A 19,284-nucleotide genomic window follows, 5' to 3' on the forward strand; every position below is an offset into this window, starting at 1 on the left:
ATTATATGTGTAAAATCAATGAATAGAAAGAAAAACAACAAGTTTAATAAAGTAACTATTAGGTTAGCTTCTCCAGAAGCTATATTGAAAGAATCTCATGGAGAAGTATTAAAACCGGAAACTATAAATTATCGCACTCATAAACCAGAAAGAGATGGTCTTTTTTGTGAACGGATTTTTGGTCCAGTGAAAGATTATGAATGTGCATGTGGAAAATATAAGAGAATTCGTTATAAAGGAATTGTTTGTGATAGATGTGGAGTTGAAGTGACCGAAAAAAAGGTTAGAAGAGAACGTATGGGGCATATTAGTCTAGTCGTTCCTGTTGTTCATATTTGGTGTTTTCGAACTTCTCCAAATAAAATTGGATATTTGTTGGGGTTACCTGCTAAAAAACTTGAAATGATTATTTATTATGAACGATATGTTGTCATTCAAGGAGGATCAGCTTTTCGTTCAGATGGATCTTCTTTTCAAAAAGGTGATTTTTTAACTGAAGAAGAATATTTACATATTTTAAACAAACTTCCAAAAGGAAATCAACAATTAGAAGATTCTGATCCAAATAAATTTATTGCTAAAATGGGAGCAGAATGTATAGAAGAGCTTCTCAATCGTATTGATTTAGATATTTTATCATCTGAATTAAGAAATCAAGCTCACCATGAAACTTCTAAACAAAGACGCATTGAAGCATTGAAACGGTTACAAGTAGTAGAAGCTTTCAGAGAAGGAAAAAATGGAGGGACACCGTCTTGGATGATTATTCATGTGTTGTCTGTCATTCCCCCTGAATTGAGACCCTTAGTTCCTTTAGATGGAGGTCGTTATGCTGCTTCTGATATGACAGATTTATATCGTCGTGTACTTATAAGAAATAATCGTTTAAAAAGACTTATAGAAATTAAAGCTCCTGAAGTCATTTTAAGAAATGAAAAAAGAATGCTTCAGGAAGCGGTAGATTCTCTTTTTGATAATTCAAGAAAAGTATCTGCAGTAAAATCGGAAGCTAATCGTCCTTTAAAATCTTTATCAGATGCTTTAAAAGGGAAACAAGGTCGTTTTAGACAAAATCTTCTTGGTAAAAGGGTAGATTATTCTGCAAGATCAGTTATTGTTGTTGGTCCACATTTAAAATTACATGAGTGTGGGCTTCCTAAAGATATGGCAGCAGAACTTTATAAACCTTTTATTATACGTAAATTAATAGAAAGAGGAATAGTGAAAACTGTCAAATCTTCCAAAAAAATCATTGATAAAAGAGATCCTATGATATGGGATATTCTAGAAAATGTTTTAAGAGGACATCCTATATTATTAAATAGAGCTCCTACTTTACATAGATTAGGAATTCAAGCTTTTCAACCAAAATTAATAGAAGGAAAGGCTATTCAATTGCATCCTTTAGTTTGCGCTGCTTTTAATGCGGATTTTGATGGAGATCAAATGGCTGTTCATTTGCCATTATCATATGGTGCTATTTTGGAAGCTCAACTTTTAATGTTGGCCTCTCAAAATATATTAAATCCTGCTAATGGATCTCCGATTACAGTTCCTTCTCAAGATATGGTACTAGGATTATATTATATGACAAAGCCTTTGTTATCAGATTCTAAAGATAAAGTTAAAGGAGAAGGACTTATTTTTTATTCACCAGAAGAAGTAGTAATAGCATATAATCAAAGAGTAGTCGATTTACATGCTTTAATTAAGGTAAAAGTAAATATTCGTGAAGAAGATAAATTTTCGAATAGATTAATAGAAACGACTGTAGGTAGAGTATTGTTCAATCAAGTAGTTCCTCAAAAAGTCGGATTTATTAATGAATCTTTGACAAAGAAATCTTTAAGAGAAATTATAGGTAAAATTTTGTATCTTACAGATGTTCCTACTACTGCTAATTTTTTAGATGATATTAAAGAATTAGGTTTCTATAATGCATTTAAAGGGGGTCTTTCTTTTGGATTAGGAGATATCATTATCCCTGATAATAAAAAAGACATGGTTGATTATGCTATCAAACAGGTTGATAATGTCAAAATGAATTATAACATGGGATTGATAACAAATAACGAACGTTATAATCAAGTTATAGATATATGGACCAATACCAATGCTATGCTTACAGAAAGAGTAATGAAATATATGCGAGAAGATCGACAAGGATTTAATCCTGTATATATGATGTTGGATTCTGGAGCTAGAGGATCTAAAGAACAAATACGTCAACTTTCTGGAATGCGTGGATTAATGGCAAAACCTCAAAAAGCTGGATCTTCTGGAGGAGAAATTATTGAAAATCCCATTATCTCCAATTTTAGAGAGGGACTTTCTATTTTGGAATATTTTATATCCACTCATGGTGCTCGTAAAGGATTAGCAGATACAGCATTAAAAACAGCAGATGCTGGATATCTTACTAGACGTTTAGTTGATGCGGCTCAAGATGTGATTATCAAAATGGAAGACTGTAATACTTTACGTGGTTTGGAAATATCTGCATTAAAAAAAAATGAAGAGATAGTAGAAACTTTATTTGATAGAATTTTAGGTCGTATATCTTTAAATGATGTTTATCACCCAAAATACGATCAATTGATAATCTCTTCTGGGGATATGATAGACGAAAAAATAGCAAAAATAATTGATCAATCTGGAATTGAAATGGTAGAGGTTAGATCTCCTTTAACTTGTGAAGCAAAAATGGGGATTTGTTCTAAATGTTATGGTCGTAATTTATCAACAGGAGAAATAGTTAAAAAAGGAGAGGCAGTAGGAGTTATAGCAGCTCAATCTATTGGAGAACCAGGAACTCAATTAACATTGCGTACTTTTCATGTTGGGGGAACAGCAGGTAATATTACTGAATCTTCACAAATCAGAGCTAAATATGATGGAATTGTAGAATTCGAAGATTTAAAAATTGTAAAAACGAAAAAAGATTCTGAGGAAATAGGAATAGTAGTTTCTAGATCTACAGAAATGAAACTTTTTAATCAAAAAAAATCATCTATTTTGATGATTAATAACATTCCTTATGGAGCTTCCTTGTATGTAAATCATGGAGATCTGTTAAAAACAGGAGATATGATTTGTAAATGGGATTTATATAATGCAGTTATTGTTGCAGAGTTTTCCGGAATTATATCTTATCAACATTTAGAACAAGGTGTTACTTTTCAAGTTGAAATAGATGAACAAACTGGATTTCAAGAAAAAGTAATAACAGAAGTAAGAAATAAAAATTTAGTTCCAACATTAAAAATACTGAATGATAAAAACGAAGAATTAAAAGTATATAATCTCCCAGTGGGAGCTCATTTAATGGTGGAAAATGAAGAAAAAATAGATGTAGGAAAAATTTTAGTTAAAGTTCCTAGAAAATCTGCTAAATCTGGAGATATAACAGGGGGATTGCCTCGTTTATCTGAATTATTTGAAGCACGAAATCCTTCTAATCCAGCAGTGGTTTCAGAAATGGATGGAATAGTGAGTCATGGAAAAATAAAAAGAGGAAATAGGGAAATTATTGTAGAATCTAAAACAGGAGAGATCAGAAAATATCTTGTCAAATTATCTAATCAAATACTTGTTCAAGAAAATGATTATGTAAAAGCAGGAATGCCTCTATCAGATGGGGCCGTTACTCCTAATGATATTTTAAATATAAGAGGACCTAGAGCTGTTCAAGAATATTTAGTTAAAGAAATACAAGAAGTCTACCGTTTGCAAGGTGTAAAAATAAATGATAAACATTTTGAAGTTATTGTTTTGCAAATGATGAGAAAAGTCGAAGTTATAGATGTAGGTGATACTAAATTTTTAGAAGGAAATATAGAATATAAAGATGACTTTATAGAAGAAAATGATAGAATTTATCAGATGAAAGTAGTTGAAGATTCTGGAAATTCCACTATTTTCAAAATAGGTGATATTATTAATTATAGAGATTTGAGGAATGAAAATGCCGTTTTAAAATACAAAAATAAAAAATTGATAAAAACTAGAAATGCAATTCCTGCTACTGCTAGACCGATATTACAAGGAATAACACGAGCTGCTTTGCAAACCAAATCTTTTATATCAGCAGCTTCATTTCAAGAAACAACAAAAGTTTTAAGTGAAGCCGCGATAAGTAGCAAAACTGATTATTTATATGGATTGAAAGAAAATGTGATAGTGGGGCATAAAATTCCTGCAGGAACTGGATTAAGAGAATATGAAAATGTTCATCCAGAAATTTTGCAATAAATCTATGAAGATTTTTTTTTGATTTTTTCCCATTGGTTTTTTATATATGCTGTTTTGTTGAAAATGATTTTATCAAATTTAACATTTTCCACATAAAAATAACCAATTCTTTGGAACTGATAATGGTCTCCTTTTTTTGCTTTTTTTAAAGAAGGTTCTGCATAACCTATAATTTTATCTTTTGATTTGGGATTTATACATGTATGAAAATCTACGTCTGGATTTCTTTTCAAAAAAAGAGGATTATATAAATTAATCTCTATAGGAAAAGAATGTTTTATGGAGACCCAGTGCAAAGTGCTTTTTGTTCTTCCTTTTTCTTCTATTTTTTCTTTTTTTCCAGATTTGCTTTTGGGATCATAAGTACAGTGTATTTCCTGAATTTCTCCTTTAGAATTTTTGAGAATAGAATTAGCCTTTATAATGTAAGCATTTTTAAGTCTGACTTCTTTTCCAATACTAAGACGAAAAAAATTCTTTTTTTGTTTTTCCAAAAAATCGTCTTCTTCAATATATATAAATTTAGAAAAGGGTATTTTTCTATTTCCAAAATTAGTATTTTCCGGATTATTTTCTGCTTCTATCCATTCAGTAGTATTAATTGAATAATTATCAATGATCAATTTTATTGGATGAAATACTACCATTACTCTAGGAGCAATCTTATTTAAATGTTCTCTTATCCAAAATTCTAGAAGAGATATATCAATGATATTATTTCTTTTTGTAATTCCTATTTTATGAACAAAATTTTTTAAAGCTATTGAAGTATATCCTTTACGACGTAATCCAGATATTGTTAAGATACGAGGATCATCCCAAGATTGAATAATTTTTTTTTCTATTAAATATTGAATTTTTCTTTTACTAGTTATAGTATGACTTAAATTTAATCTTGAAAACTCTATTTGTTTAGGTCTTATTTTTTCAGAATCATGAATTTGATCTAAATACCAATTATATAACGGACGTCTATTTTCAAATTCTAACGAGCATAAAGAATGTGATATTTGTTCAAAATAATCACATTGACCATGAGTCCAATCATAAGTGGGATAAATACACCATTGATTTCCAGTTCTGTGATGTTTTTCATGCAAAATTCTATACATAATTGGATCTCGCATATTCATATTTGGAGAACTCATATTAATTTTAGCTCTTAAAACACAAGAACCTTCCCTAAAAAATCCGTTTTTCATTTTTTCGAATAAATACAAATTTTCATTTATAGATCTGTTCCTGTAATTACTATGAATTCCACTTTCGAAAGGACTTTTTCTTTGAAATTGGATGATTTTTTGGGATTGATCATCTACATAAGCTTTGTTTTCTTTAATTAATTTCACAGCCCACTCATAAAGCTTATGAAAATAATCTGAGGCATAGCTTTCTCTATCCCATTTAAACCCTAAGAAAAGAATGTCTTTTTTTATAGATTCTATAAAATTCCTATTTTCTACTATAGGATTAGTATCATCAAATCTTAAATTAACTGGAGATTTGTATTTTTTTCCTAATTCAAAATTGAGACATATAGCTTTTACATGTCCAATATGAAGATATCCATTCGGTTCGGGAGGAAAACGAAATCTAATCTTTTCAACAGGAAATCCATTGTTTATATCTTCCTCTATAATTTTTTCAATAAAATGTAGATGTGATTCTATTCCAATAAAAAATTTATAATTAGAAATCAATTCTAATGCGAATATAATTAATTTTTTGAAAAAAATATATTTTTGCTATATTATTTTTAATAGTTAAAACTTGAATTATTTAGAAACTGTTCAGTGGATTTTTAAACGTCTTCCAATTTATCAGACATCAGGGTTAAAATCCTATAAACCAGGTTTGAAAAGAATACTCAATTTTTGTTCTCATTTAGGAAATCCCCAAAATTTTTTTAAAAGCATCCATGTAGGCGGAACAAATGGAAAAGGATCTACAGTTCATATGTTATCTTCTATTCTGCAAGAAGAAAAATATAAAATTGGATTATTTACTTCCCCTCATTTAATAGATTTTAGGGAAAGAATCACCTGTAATGGTGTTTTAATAGAAAAAGATTTCGTTGTTGATTTCATTAGAAAAAATCAAAAATTTATAGAAAATGAAAAAATTTCATTTTTTGAAATGAATACAGCTTTAGCTTTTCAATATTTTAAAGAAAGACAAGTAAATATAGCAATTATTGAAGTAGGACTGGGGGGCAGGTTGGATTCCACTAACCTTATAATCCCAGAAATATCTGTTATCACAAACGTCAGCATAGACCATACAGAAACTCTTGGAAATAGCAAATTAAAAATAGCCTTTGAAAAAGCAGGAATCATTAAAAAAAATGTATCAGTAATAATAGGAAGAAAAATCTCAAAAGAGATACAATTTATTTTTTTTAAAGAAGCTTTAAAAAAAAATTCGCCAATCTATTTTTCTGTAAAAGAAAAGGAAGATTTTAAATATAAAATGCCTTTCGAAGCAGATTATCAAGATTTAAATAGAAGTGTTGTATTAAAAACTGTAAATATTTTACATTATAGAAAAAATATAATTGTATCTAATCAATCCATAAAAAAAGGATTAAAAAATGTAATCAAAAACACAAATTTTAAAGGTCGTTGGCAGATTTTACAAAATAAACCAAAAATTGTTTGTGATATAGCTCATAATGAAGAAGGCATTGATATGATAAATCATCAATTAAAAAAAGAATCTTATAATAAATTGCATTTGGTTTTAGGTTTTGTGAAAGAGAAAGAAGTAGAAAAGCTATTAAAATATTTTCCAATTGAATCTTTCTATTACTTTTGTCAACCAAAAATTGATAGAAAATTCCCCATAGATGACCTAAAAATATTGGTTCATAAAATGTTTAAAAATAGAAGTAAAATCAGTTTCTATTCTTCTGTAGAAAAAGCTTTTTTATCTGCTAAAGAAAGAGCTGATAAAAATGATTTAATTTTAATAAGTGGAAGTACGTTTATTGTATCTGAAGTTTTATTATATTATTTATAATAATTTTTTTCTTACATTTGAGTAAATGAAAATATGAAAAAGGGCAATTAGCTCAGTTTGGTTTAGAGCATCTGTTTTACAAGCAGGAGGTCACTGGTTCAAATCCAGTATTGCCCACGGTTTTTAAAATAAAATTCAAAATTCTTTCTTTTTCTTTTGGATGAAACCATGTTACCGAAGAATCTTTTTTGTACCAAGTTAATTGTCTTTTAGCGTATCTTCTAGTATTTGTTTTTATTTTTTCTATAGTTTCATTTAAACAATTTTTTTTTGACAAAAAAAATTCAAAAATTTCTTTATACCCTATAGTTTGTAAACTATTTAAGTGTCTATGACAAAAATAGAGTTTTGCTTCATCTAATAGACCTGTTTTAATCATATTTTCTACTCTATTATTTATTCTAGAATAAATTTCATGTCTAGACAAAATCAATCCGATTTTCAAAATTGAAAAATTTCTTTTTTTTGGTCTTTTTTTCGAAAAAAAGAAAGGATCATGTCCTGTTGATTTTACGATTTCTAAATATCGTATTAAACGTCTAGGATTATGAATGTCTATTATTGATTCATTTTGTTTTTTTAATTTTTTAAATTCTTTTTGTAAAAAAGATATTCCATTTTTTTGAAAATGAAAAATCAAATCATTTCTAACATTTAAGTCTATTTTAGGAAAATCAGATAATCCTTCTGTTATAGCTTTTTCATATAATCCAGATCCTCCTACCATAATCAGTATGGAATATTTTTCAAATAATTTTGATATTTTTTCTAAACAGTCTATTTCAAAAAGTTTAGCATTATAAATCTGATAAATACTTAAATGACCGATAAAATGATGAGGGATTCGATATAATTCTTCTATTGTAGGCATAGAAGTTCCTATCCTTAGTTCTTTATAAAATTGTCTAGAATCACTAGATAAAATTTCGGTTTTTAATTTTTCAGCTAAAAATAAAGAAATGTCAGTTTTTCCAACACATGTTGGTCCCAAGATAAAAATGATAAATTTTCGATTCAATTCAATATTGAAATGTATTTGCATTTAATTTAGATAATCTAGAATGCATCCAATAATCGGCTAATACCAAAGCAGTCATAGATTCTACAATGGGAATTGCACGTGGCAATACACAAGGATCATGTCTTCCTTTTCCTTCCATAATAACAAAATTTCCATGTCTATCTATAGTTTTTTGTTTTTGCATGATTGTAGCTACAGGTTTAAATGCTATTCTAAAATAAATATCCATTCCATTTGATATCCCTCCTTGTATTCCTCCGGATAAGTTTGTTTTAGTTTTTCCATTCTTATGAAAAGGATCATTATGTTGAGATCCAGTTAACTCAGTCCCTTGGAATCCACTTCCATATTCAAAACCTTTTACAGCATTAATTGAAAGCATTGCTTTTCCCAATTCAGCATGCAGTTTATCAAAAACTGGTTCTCCTATACCTATTGGTACGTTTTGAATAACACAAGTGATTGTTCCTCCTATTGTATCTCCTTTATTTTTTATTTTTTGAATTTTATGTATCATTTTTTCTGCAATGTATGAATCAGGGCATCTGATAGGATATCTTTCTATGGATTTTCTGGATAAATCTAATTCTTGATAAGATTTATTGACGGAAATATTTCCTACAGAAGAAACATAAGATATAATTTTTATATCTTTTATTAGTTGTTTGGCTATAGATCCAGCAACTACTCTACATATAGTTTCCCTGGCAGAAGAACGCCCCCCCCCTCTATAATCTCTGATTCCATATTTATTTTCATATGTAAAATCTGAATGAGAAGGTCGATAAATATCCTGAATATGTTTATAATCATCTGATTTGTGATCCTTGTTATAAATAATAAAACCAATAGGGGTTCCTGTTGTTTTATTTTCAAAAATTCCAGATAAAAAATTGACTTTATCAGGTTCGTCTCTTTGAGTGACTATAGATGATTGTCCCGGTTTTCTACGATTTAGTTCATATTGAATTTCTTCAAAATTTAATTCCAAACCTGCTGGACATCCATCAATAACTCCTCCTAAAGCTATTCCATGACTTTCTCCAAAAGTACTAACTCTAAATAAATGACCAAAAGTATTCCCTGCCATATAAATTTTAATTTTGAATCTCTATAGAAAGTGGTCTTCCCAAATAGTTAATTCTACTCATTCCTATTAATATTTTATTTCTATAACGTTTTTCTACTTCGAATAATGAAGAATTTGATAAAATTTCTATATGTCCAATATGAATACGAGAATTGTTAGCTGCTTGATTAATTAAGTTGATCAATCCTAATTTTGTTAAATTGTCTTTAGAACCTCTATTCAAAAAGAGTTTGGAAAAAGATTCTTTTCTAAATTTTTTTGTTCTTGATGAAATATTTTTTGTGAATTTATTATTCATAAAAGTTTTTCTTGTATAAATAGGTGTATAAATAGGATTGATATCCTTAGAATTTTTATAAGAACTTATAAAACGATTAAATTCAATCCAAGAAAAACGTTTGATCAATTCTTCTTTATCAAAAAACTCTAAATTTTTTTGTATTTCAGGAAGAAATTGATTCATCAATTTTTCATCTACAACTACTTTTTTTACTTTTTCTATAAAATAGAGTAGTTGTTTTTCGCATATTTCTTTTCCATTAGGGACCATAACACGTTCAAAGCTTTTTCCTATTCTTTTCTCGAATTCTTTTAAATTTCTAGTTTCTTTGGAATGAATAATACAAACGGAAATTCCTGAATTACCTGCCCTTCCAGTACGACCACTTCTATGTATGTAAATATCACTCTCTTTTGGAAGATTATAATTTATAACATGAGTTATATTATGAACATCTAATCCACGAGCGGCTACATCCGTAGCAACGAGAAATTGCAAATTTTTGTTTCTAAATCGATTCATCACAGATTCTCGTTGTGTTTGAGAAAGATCTCCATATAAAGCATCAGCATTATAACCATCTTTTATGAGATATTCAGCTATTTCTTTCGTTTCTTTTTTTGTTTCACAAAATATAATTCCATAAATACCAGGATTAATATCTACAATTCTTTTCAGAGCTGAATATTTTTTATTTAAATGACCAACCATATAGTAAATATGTTTGACCCCATCAGATACAATATTTTTTTGACCTGCAATAATTTCCACAGGATCTGTTAAATAAGTACGTGCTATAGCATTCATGTATTTTGACATTGTTGCTGAAAACAGAAGACTTTGTCTATTCTTTGGCAACATTTTTACTATATAATCTAATTCTTCTTTGAATCCCATATTTAGCATTTCATCCGCTTCATCAAGAATTAAATATTTAATTTTTTCAAGATGTAATTTTTTTCTTTTGATTAGATCAATGATTCGACCCGGAGTTCCTATTATAATGTGAGTTTTATTTTGCAAAGATTTGATTTGAGAGTCTATACTAACTCCTCCATATAAGGAAATAATTTTTATAGTGGATAAAAACTTTGAAAAACGATAAAAATCACGAGTGATCTGTACACAAAGTTCTCTTGTAGGACATAAAATAAAAGCTTGTGGTATACTTAAATCAAAATTTACTTTTTGAATGATAGGCAATCCAAAAGCCGCTGTTTTTCCTGTTCCTGTTTGAGCTAATGCTATGACATCTCTTTCTGAAGAAAGCAAAAATGGAATAACTTTTTCCTGTATAGTAGTAGGATATTGAAATCCAATAGCTTCTAAAGCTTTAAGTATATTTTTGTTAAAAAAATTGTATTCTTTAAATGTTTTTTTCATAAAAGAAAAGAATGGTTAAAAAATTAAAAAAACTGTTTTTTTAATTTTTCATTATATCAACAAATATAGATAATTATTATAAATTATGATTATTCAATTGAATATTAGTTGTTTATTATATTTTTTTTATAAGTCTTTTAGTTATAGTTTCATATCTTATAAAGAGCAACATAGCAGATAAAGTAAGCCCTATCCCTAATCCAATCCAAATTCCTTGTCCTCCCATTTGAAATGATAAAAACCAAGCTGTAGGTAAAGCAATAATCCAATAGGAAAAAAAACTAATCCACATGGGAATATGAACATCTTGTAATCCTCTTAAAGCTCCAAGAATAATTCCTTGTAATCCATCAGATAATTGAAAAAAACTAGCAATAACAATCATTTTTTCTGCAATTTTTATAACTTCATAATCATTTTTTATATAAATGGAAGGAATATAGCTTTTAAAAAAGAAAAAGAAAAAACTACAAATTGACATAAAAACAACTCCCATTAACAGAATAGATTTTCCTATTTTTCTTAATTCAGAATAATTTTTTAAAGCGAACTGATTTCCTATTCTAATTGTAGCAGCTACAGAAAGACCTGTGCTGAGAAGAAAAGTAGAAGAGACTAAACTGATAACTATTTGATGAGCGGCCAATACCTTAACTCCACATCTTCCTGATATAAAAGAAGAAACAGCAAAAGCACTCATTTCAAACAACATATGAAATCCAGAAGGAATTCCTATTTTTAGGATTCTTTTAAATATTTTTTTTAAAAAAATATTTAAATGATTGTAGTAATCATGTACTTTTTTATATCTGTATAATAATACTAGAATTCCTATTAACATAGTCATACGAGATATTAAGGTAGAATAAGCCACACCTACAGATCCTAATTTAGGAAATCCACAAATTCCGTTTAAAAAAACATAATTCAATATTATATTAATAAAAGCTGAAACCCAAGTGACAACAAGACCAGGAAAGACTAAAGATAATCCTTCCGAAAATTTCCTAAAAACTTCAAATATCATCCATGGAATAAAAGAAATAGCTATTATTTTTAGAAAAGATATAGTTTCATTTAATATTTCTTGAGGTTGTCCTAAATAGGGTAGAATGTAGAAAAAAATATGTATCAATCCATACATAAATATGGATAGAAAAAAATTGATAATTAATCCATGATAAAAAATAATAGCACCTTTTTTGTATTCCTGTTTAGCATCTATAGATGCAATTAGAGAAGAAATAGCTGTAGATATTCCTAATCCAAAAATAACTATAATAAAAAAAACGGCATTGGCTAATGAAACTGAAGCTAAGGCTGTTTTTCCCAAAAAACCAACCATAATATTATCACATAAACCTACACATATTACTCCCAATTGGGTAAAAAAAACAGGAATCGCCAATAAAAAATTTTTTTTAATATGTTTCGAATATGTTTCGTTTTTTTAATAGAATTAGTATTTGAAATCACTCATTTCATTCTTTTCTTTAAAGAATAAAAATTAACTGTTTTTTATATTTATAAAAGGTAATTTTACCATTTTAATAGGTATCTTTTTTTTTCTTATTGAAAGAAAAACAGAATTTATTTTCTGATTCCATAAATATCCTAATCCAATTCCTTTTTTTAAAATTGGGGAAAAAGTACCAGAAGTTACATTTCCAATAATATTATTATCTTTATCTATTAAAGAGTATCCATCTCTTGGGATTTTTCCTTTTTCTTCTATGACAAAAGATATAAATTTTTTATATTCTCCTTTATTTTTTTGTTTTTGTAATATTTCTTTTGCAAGAAATTTTTTTTCGAATTTTGTTATCCAGGATAATCCAGCTTCTATGGGTGTTGTTTTTTCACAAAGATCTTTTCCCCATAAACGGTATCCCATTTCTAATCTTAATGAGTTTCTACTTGCTATTCCGCAAGGAATTATTTTTTTTATTTCTAGAATTTTATTCCATATTTTTTCTGCATACTCATTTGGAATATAAATTTCAACACCTTTAGATCCTGTATATCCTGTACAAGAAATCAATACTTTTTGTATTTCTGCAAACTCTCCTATTTCAAAATGATAAAAAGGAATTTTTTGTAATGGAATATTGGTTAATTTTTGAATGTAAAATAAAGAGAATGGACCTTGAATAGCCAATAAAGAATATTCTGAAGAAAAATCTATGAGTTCTATATCAGAAAAAGCATTTTTTTTAATATGATGATTTATCCATTTTTTATTTTTTTCAATATTAGCTGCATTAACTATAAGTAATAATTTTTTTTCAGTAATTTTGTAAACTACTAAATCGTCTATAATTCCTCCATGTTCATTTATGAAACAGTTATATTGAGCTTGTCCTATTTTTATTTTGGATAAATCGTTTGTGGTCAAATATTGAATTAGATTCATGGAATCTTTTCCACTTAAAATGAATTTTCCCATATGACTAACATCAAAAATTCCAGCATTATTTCTTACTGACATATGTTCTTTTAAAGAAGATGTGTATTGAAGGGGCATATAAAATCCAGAATAATTAACCATTTTAGCGCCTAAACGTATATGATTTTCATATAAAATTGTTTTTTTTAAATTATTTTCCGTCATATTCAACAAAGTTATTTTCCGTTTCGTATAAAGTTATTTTTAAATCTAAATTAGAAGATATTCTTTTATTTATTTTTTTCCACATAAAAACAACAAGATTTTCTACTGTAGGATTTACAGAAGAAAACTCTTTTAAATCTAAATTAATATTTTTATGGTCAAAAAATTTTTCTATTTCTTCACGAAGAATATCTCTTAATTTTTGTAAATTAAGAACAAATCCTGTTTCTACATCTATTTCTCCTGTTACACTAACTATATATTCATAATTATGTCCATGATAATATGCACATTTTCCAAATACTTCTATATTTTTTTGATAATTCCAATGATTATTGTAAAGTCTATGAGCCGCACTAAAATGCCCTCTTCTACTTATGGTAGCTTTCATAATTTAATGAATATTTAATTGATTTATATAATTTTTGAGGATAATTTTCAACCAAATTGTATAAGAATCTGGATAAAGATGAACATTTTTAATTAATTCATTTAATGAAATCCATTTCCAATTTTCAACTTCTTTATAATTTATAATTGGAGATTTTTCATAATATCCTACAAAAACATGATCTAATTCATTTTCTATTAATCCGTTGCTCAAAAATTCATGATAAGTGAAACAAAATTTTTCTTCTAAAAAACAATCAAAACCCATCTCTTCTATTAAACAACGATGTGCTGCTGTTAAAAGGGATTCATTTTTTCTAGGATGACTACAACATGTATTAGTCCAAAGTAAGGAAGAGTGATATTTTTTTGAAGATCTTTTTTGCAACATTAAATCATTTTTGAGATTAAAAATAAATACAGAAACAGCGCTATGAAACAATCCTTTTGAATGAATTTTGTTCTTTTTTTTCAAATCCAATAATCTGATTTTTTTTCCTATCAAAGGAATAAAATCATCATCTGCTATTTTCTTTTTATCTTTCATATTCATCAATTTTTTTTTAAATCTTAAAAAGATAATGGAATCTACTAGACTAAAAGATCCACCTTTAATTTATTTATTATGAAAAAAGAAATTAAAGAATTATTAAATGAATTGAATAATTTAAAAAAAAATACATTTATAAGTGCAATGCGTATTCAGTTTATTTTTTTATCCACAAAATTAGATCTTTTGATAGCAAAAATGCCAATAAATAATAAAATTCTTCAACCTTTTGGTTATCTTCATGGAGGGGCTACAATAACTTTAGCTGAAAGTGTTGGTTGTTCTTTATCTTTTATATCTGAAAAAAATGAAAAAAAAGATAATTTCAATGTTTTCAATATTGAAATTTCTGCCAATCATATTAGATATGTAAAAAAAGGAATTTTATTTGCTAAATCTAAAATTTTTCACAAAGGAAAAACTTTACATGTTATTCAAATTGATATTTATAATGAAAAAAAAAATATTATTAGTTTCTGTAAAATGACTAATATTATAATTAGAAAAAAATAGACAAATATGTATCAAAAAATCAGTATTTTTTCTTTATACAAAAAAATCATAAAAAATTATTGGAATCACAATCGATTTGTTATTTTCAGAAAACCTAATGAAAATCAAGTTTTTTTTTATTCTCATTCTGATTCTGATTCTAAAGAAGAAAAATTTTTTATAATTCAAGATTTTGATCATAATTATACTATAAAAATAGTTCCGAAAAAAATTTATTGTTCAGATATACAAAAATCTTTCGTAAGAAAATCTTATGAAAAGAATTCTTTTCTTTTAACTGATTCTTTGGAGTATAAAAACTTAATTAAAAAAGCAATAGAAAAAATACGAAAAGGATACTTTAAAAAAGTGGTTTTATCTAGATCTATAAAAATTTCTTTTCACAGTTTTTATTGGAAAAAAACTTTTCAAAAGTTAATTGTTTCTTATCCAAATGCCTTAGTCAGTCTTTGGTACGACATTCGTCATGGTTTTTGGATTGGATGTACCCCTGAATTGTTGATGCAAATTCATAAAAGAAAATTTAAAACTGTAGCTTTAGCAGGAACTATTTGGAATAAATATAAATGGACAAAAAAAGAAAAGGAAGAACATCAAATTGTAATAAAATATATTATTCATTTATTAAAAAAAAATTATAATGGTTCTATTGTTTTAGAAGAAACTAAAACTGTGAAAATGGGACATTTAAAACATTTGGAAACTCCAATTTTTTTTTATTTTTCGGAAGAACCTGATTATTATGAAATATTAAATAAATTGCATCCTACACCTTCTATATGTGGAGCCCCTAAAAAAGAATCTTTAGATTTCATTCAAAAACATGAAGGATATACAAGAAATTTTTATACAGGATATATCGGAATTGTCAACAGAAAAAGTATGGAATTTTATATTCATTTGAGATGTGCAAGAATCAAAGAAGATAAAAAAGAAATAACTTTGTATGCTGGAAGTGGAATTACTATAGACAGTGATATAGATAGAGAATATTTAGAAACAAAAAACAAAGTTCAAAATATTTTTTCTCAACTTTTTTTTAAATAATTTTTTTTTTTCTTATAGAATGGTCTTATAATTAAACGTACACTTTTATTATAATGAAAATATTGAATAATCCAATTTGTTAAGGCTATTGCTCTGTTTCTAAACCCAACTAAACTGACTAAATGAACAAACATCCATACAATCCAAGCTAAAAAACCTTTTAATTTAAAAAAGGGAAAATCACATACTGCTTTATTTCTACCAATTGTAGCCATAGATCCTAAATTTTTGTACATAAAAGGTTTAATGTTTTCTTGATCAGATAAACGATTAAAATTTTTAGCTAAATAATTACCTTGTTGAATAGCAGGTTGTGCAGTCATAGGATGCCCATTAGGATAAGACTTCATACAAACTACAGCAACGTCTCCAATCGCAAAAATATTTTTATATTTTATAGTTTTAAGATAATTATCTACCAGAATCCTGTGTCCTTTTATATCTTCTTTTAAAAAACCTTTTATAATAGCACCTTTCACTCCAGCAGCCCATATTACATTAGCTGATTCTATTTTTTTATTTTTTTCTATAAAAACAATTTTACCATCGTAATCTTGAACTAAACAATTTAACCAAATGATGACTCCTAATTCTTTTAAATTTTTATAAGCTTGTTTTGCTGATTTTTCAGACATTCCATCCAGTAGTCTAGGTGAAGCTTGTAATAAGTGAATATTCATTGATTCAATATCTAAATCAGGATAATCATTTGGAAGTACATATCTTTTCATTTCCGCTAAAGCTCCCGCAAGTTCTACTCCGGTAGGTCCTCCTCCCACAATCACAAAAGTCATTAATCTATCTTTTTCTTTAGAATCTTTTGTGAGTAAAGCTGATTCAAAATCTTGCAAAATAAGACTTCTAAGATCTAAAGCTTCTGGAATCGATTTCATCGGAAAGGCAAAAGATTCAATATTCTTATTTCCAAAATAATTTGTTACAGATCCTGTAGCCATAATTAGATAATCATAAGATAAATCGCCTATATTGGTATAAATTTTTTGTTTTTCTGTATTTATATAATGAACATAAGCTAATCTAAAAAAAAAGTTTTTTGTTTTTTTAATAATATTTCTAATAGAATGAGCTATAGAATCTGGTTCTAAACCAGCTGTAGCTACTTGATACAATAATGGTTGAAAAGTATGATAATTGTTTTTATCTATAAGAACAACCTGAAATTTGTCTCTTCTTAGTTTTTTTGCTACTTGCAAACCGGCAAATCCAGCGCCAATAATAACAACTCTTTTTAGATTATTTATTGTTGGAATATTCATAGTCAAAAGTTTGAGACATAAGCTAATTTATATATATTTTCATTTTAATTGATAAATTAATAATTTTGTTCAAAAATAGATTCTTATGACTTATTATTTTATTATAGGCACTACTTTTTTAGTAAGTGTTATTATTAATACAATCTTAAAGAATAAATTTCGAGAATATTCAAAATTTTATTTGCACTCTTATATGAGTGGAAAAGAAGTGGCTGAAAAAATGTTAACAGACAATGGAATTACTGATGTAAATGTTCTTTCAATAGAAGGAAATCTAACAGATCATTATAATCCTTTGAACAAAACAATAAATTTGAGCGAAAAAGTTTATAATGGAAGAACAGCGGCTGCTGTTGCAGTAGCAGCTCATGAATGTGGACATGCCTTACAACATAGGTTAGGTTATAATTTACTGAAATTCCGGAATCATTTAATACCTATTCTTAATTTTAGTTCCAAATTTACTAATTTGGCGATAATGTCTGGACTAACTCTTTTTTACAGTTCAGGAGGTAAGGATTCTTTTATTCTTCAATTAGGAATAGGATTGTTTTTTTTAGTTGTTCTTTTTTCTTTTATAACTTTACCAATAGAATTTGATGCTAGCAAGAGAGCTTTGACTTGGATGAAAAACAAAAATGTAGTCAATTACCAAGAATATAATCAAGCAAAAGAATCTTTAAATTGGGCAGCTATGACTTATGTAGTTTCTGCTTTGGGCAGTTTAGCTCAATTAATATATTTTTTATCTTTTTTTACAAGCATAAATAACAAAAAAAATGAAGAATTTTAATTTGTTTTTTTCTTTTTTTTAGTATTTTTTGGATTTGGACGAAGATTTCCATAAGTTTTGTTTCTGATTTTTCCTCTTCTAGTTTTTTTATCTCCTTTTCCCATATTGATGTTTGTATAAGTTTTCGAATAATTCATGTATTCTATCTGCTTTTTTTTCTAAATACATTTCAGATGAATAGTTATTAATAATAAGATGAGATTTTTCTTTTCTTTTTTTATTGGATATTTGATTTTTTAAGCGATTTACAATTTGATTTTCACTTAAATTATCTCTTTTTATGATTCTTTCAATTATTTTTTCTATGGGAGAAGTTATATTGATAATGAAATCACATTCTTTATAACTTCCACTTTCAAACAATATAGCAGATTCTTTTATAACATATAGAGCTTTTTTTTGTACATAAAAAATCCAATTTTTAAAATCAATTGAAATCCATGGATGAACAATAGAACATAGTAATTTCAATGCGATAGGATTTTTGAAAACAATTTCAGATAAATAAGTTTTATTAATTTTTTCTTTTTTATAAGAATCTTTTCCAAAATGTTTAATAATATTTTTTTTTATAATTTTTGTTTGATTCATTAATATTTTTCCTCTTTCATCTGAAGAGTAAACAGGAATTCCTTTTTTTTTTAAAAATGAAGAAAGTAAACTTTTTCCAGATCCCATTTTTCCTGTTATTCCTATCAAAAAAAATTTCATTTTTTTTTCTGTTTATTATTTTTATGATTCAAAGTTTCACTATAACGTAATTGAGTCAACTCTTTAGAAATTGTATTTTTTTCAAGTTTTATTTTTCCTGTAATAGTTTCCAGTATACAAAAATTATCTGTAATATCTATAATTTTACCGTGCATTCCTGAATTTGTTACTATATTATTTCCTTTTTTTAAAATTATTCTGAAATTTTTTTCAATTTTTTGTTTTCGTATTTGAGGACGTATCATAAAAAAATAAAATATAATGAAAATTAATGCAAACATCCAAATAGTATTTGCAATAGAATTTTGTTGTAATAAAAAAAACATAAAATAATATTTTAAATTTTAGT

17 protein-coding genes and 1 tRNA gene are annotated in these 19,284 nt (G+C 26.8%); 6 read left to right on the forward strand and 12 right to left on the reverse strand.

All coding sequences use genetic code 11. The annotated features are described in order from the left end of the window. Nucleotides 1-18: 18 nt before the first annotated feature. The gene (rpoC, locus tag BLBBGE_RS00890; RefSeq protein WP_012840718.1) at nucleotides 19-4,251 is read left to right on the forward strand and encodes a DNA-directed RNA polymerase subunit beta'; all 4,233 of its coding nucleotides are present in this window, start codon (nucleotides 19-21) and stop codon (nucleotides 4,249-4,251) included. Between the two features lie 2 nt (nucleotides 4,252-4,253). On the opposite strand, the gene glnS is transcribed toward rpoC, so the two are convergent. Then, nucleotides 4,254-5,951 carry a glutamine--tRNA ligase gene (gene glnS / locus BLBBGE_RS00895; protein WP_012840719.1) on the reverse strand — a complete coding sequence of 566 codons (1,698 nt, stop codon included), beginning with the start codon at nucleotides 5,949-5,951 and terminating at the stop codon, nucleotides 4,254-4,256. A gap of 70 nt (nucleotides 5,952-6,021) precedes the next feature. Between glnS and BLBBGE_RS00900 the strand changes: the two genes are divergently transcribed. Beyond that, nucleotides 6,022-7,269 carry a Mur ligase family protein gene (locus BLBBGE_RS00900; RefSeq protein ID WP_012840720.1) on the forward strand — a complete coding sequence of 416 codons (1,248 nt, stop codon included), beginning with the start codon at nucleotides 6,022-6,024 and terminating at the stop codon, nucleotides 7,267-7,269. Between the two features lie 41 nt (nucleotides 7,270-7,310). Further along, nucleotides 7,311-7,386, forward strand: a tRNA-Val gene (locus BLBBGE_RS00905). On the opposite strand, the gene miaA is transcribed toward BLBBGE_RS00905, so the two are convergent. The 7 genes from miaA to BLBBGE_RS00935 form a co-directional block, all read right to left on the reverse strand. Next, nucleotides 7,346-8,311, reverse strand: coding sequence for a tRNA (adenosine(37)-N6)-dimethylallyltransferase MiaA (gene miaA, locus BLBBGE_RS03175; RefSeq protein ID WP_012840721.1), 966 nt, complete (start codon nucleotides 8,309-8,311; stop codon nucleotides 7,346-7,348). The two genes, BLBBGE_RS00905 and miaA, sit on opposite strands and share 41 nt — an antisense overlap. After that, entirely contained in the window at nucleotides 8,289-9,380 is a 1,092-nt protein-coding gene (aroC, locus tag BLBBGE_RS00910) for a chorismate synthase (protein ID WP_012840722.1), read from the reverse strand. The genes miaA and aroC overlap by 23 nt, the downstream gene beginning before the upstream one ends. Nucleotides 9,381-9,387: 7 nt before the next feature. Beyond that, a complete protein-coding gene (locus BLBBGE_RS00915; protein ID WP_012840723.1) occupies nucleotides 9,388-11,043 on the reverse strand; it encodes a DEAD/DEAH box helicase in 1,656 nt (551 codons plus the stop codon). Between the two features lie 115 nt (nucleotides 11,044-11,158). Beyond that, the gene (locus BLBBGE_RS00920) at nucleotides 11,159-12,451 is read right to left on the reverse strand and encodes an MATE family efflux transporter (RefSeq protein ID WP_012840724.1); all 1,293 of its coding nucleotides are present in this window, start codon (nucleotides 12,449-12,451) and stop codon (nucleotides 11,159-11,161) included. 99 nt (nucleotides 12,452-12,550) lie between these two features. Then, on the reverse strand, nucleotides 12,551-13,654 hold the full coding sequence (gene gcvT, locus BLBBGE_RS00925; protein WP_012840725.1) for a glycine cleavage system aminomethyltransferase GcvT: 1,104 nt from the start codon (nucleotides 13,652-13,654) through the stop codon (nucleotides 12,551-12,553). After that, on the reverse strand, nucleotides 13,641-14,045 hold the full coding sequence (locus BLBBGE_RS00930; RefSeq protein ID WP_012840726.1) for a 6-carboxytetrahydropterin synthase: 405 nt from the start codon (nucleotides 14,043-14,045) through the stop codon (nucleotides 13,641-13,643). Before BLBBGE_RS00930 ends, gcvT begins: the two co-directional genes overlap by 14 nt. A 3-nt stretch (nucleotides 14,046-14,048) precedes the next feature. Next, entirely contained in the window at nucleotides 14,049-14,591 is a 543-nt protein-coding gene (locus tag BLBBGE_RS00935) for an NUDIX domain-containing protein (protein ID WP_012840727.1), read from the reverse strand. A gap of 78 nt (nucleotides 14,592-14,669) precedes the next feature. Here BLBBGE_RS00935 and BLBBGE_RS00940 point away from each other — a divergent pair, with 78 nt between their 5' ends. After that, a complete protein-coding gene (locus BLBBGE_RS00940) occupies nucleotides 14,670-15,107 on the forward strand; it encodes a hotdog fold thioesterase (protein ID WP_012840728.1) in 438 nt (145 codons plus the stop codon). A 6-nt stretch (nucleotides 15,108-15,113) separates the two neighbouring features. Next, on the forward strand, nucleotides 15,114-16,154 hold the full coding sequence (locus BLBBGE_RS00945; RefSeq protein ID WP_012840729.1) for a chorismate-binding protein: 1,041 nt from the start codon (nucleotides 15,114-15,116) through the stop codon (nucleotides 16,152-16,154). On the opposite strand, the gene BLBBGE_RS00950 is transcribed toward BLBBGE_RS00945, so the two are convergent. Continuing rightward, nucleotides 16,136-17,431: an NAD(P)/FAD-dependent oxidoreductase gene (locus BLBBGE_RS00950; protein ID WP_012840730.1), complete on the reverse strand. Its 1,296-nt coding sequence runs from the start codon at nucleotides 17,429-17,431 to the stop codon at nucleotides 16,136-16,138. The genes BLBBGE_RS00945 and BLBBGE_RS00950 overlap by 19 nt on opposite strands. Nucleotides 17,432-17,516: 85 nt before the next feature. Here BLBBGE_RS00950 and BLBBGE_RS00955 point away from each other — a divergent pair, with 85 nt between their 5' ends. Next, nucleotides 17,517-18,224: a zinc metallopeptidase gene (locus BLBBGE_RS00955; protein WP_012840731.1), complete on the forward strand. Its 708-nt coding sequence runs from the start codon at nucleotides 17,517-17,519 to the stop codon at nucleotides 18,222-18,224. On the opposite strand, the gene BLBBGE_RS03180 is transcribed toward BLBBGE_RS00955, so the two are convergent. From BLBBGE_RS03180 to yajC, 3 genes are read right to left on the reverse strand one after another with little or no spacing between them, the layout of a single operon-like run. Next, nucleotides 18,221-18,328, reverse strand: a complete 108-nt coding sequence (locus tag BLBBGE_RS03180; RefSeq protein WP_012840732.1) for a 30S ribosomal protein THX — start codon at nucleotides 18,326-18,328, stop codon at nucleotides 18,221-18,223. The two genes, BLBBGE_RS00955 and BLBBGE_RS03180, sit on opposite strands and share 4 nt — an antisense overlap. Next, entirely contained in the window at nucleotides 18,312-18,935 is a 624-nt protein-coding gene (gene coaE, locus BLBBGE_RS00960; RefSeq protein WP_012840733.1) for a dephospho-CoA kinase, read from the reverse strand. The genes BLBBGE_RS03180 and coaE overlap by 17 nt, the downstream gene beginning before the upstream one ends. Then, entirely contained in the window at nucleotides 18,932-19,261 is a 330-nt protein-coding gene (gene yajC / locus BLBBGE_RS00965; RefSeq protein WP_012840734.1) for a preprotein translocase subunit YajC, read from the reverse strand. The genes coaE and yajC overlap by 4 nt, the downstream gene beginning before the upstream one ends. Nucleotides 19,262-19,284 lie beyond the last annotated feature (23 nt).

Source organism: Blattabacterium sp. (Blattella germanica) str. Bge (assembly GCF_000022605.2).
In the GTDB taxonomy this organism is placed as follows: Bacteria; Bacteroidota; Bacteroidia; order Flavobacteriales; family Blattabacteriaceae; genus Blattabacterium.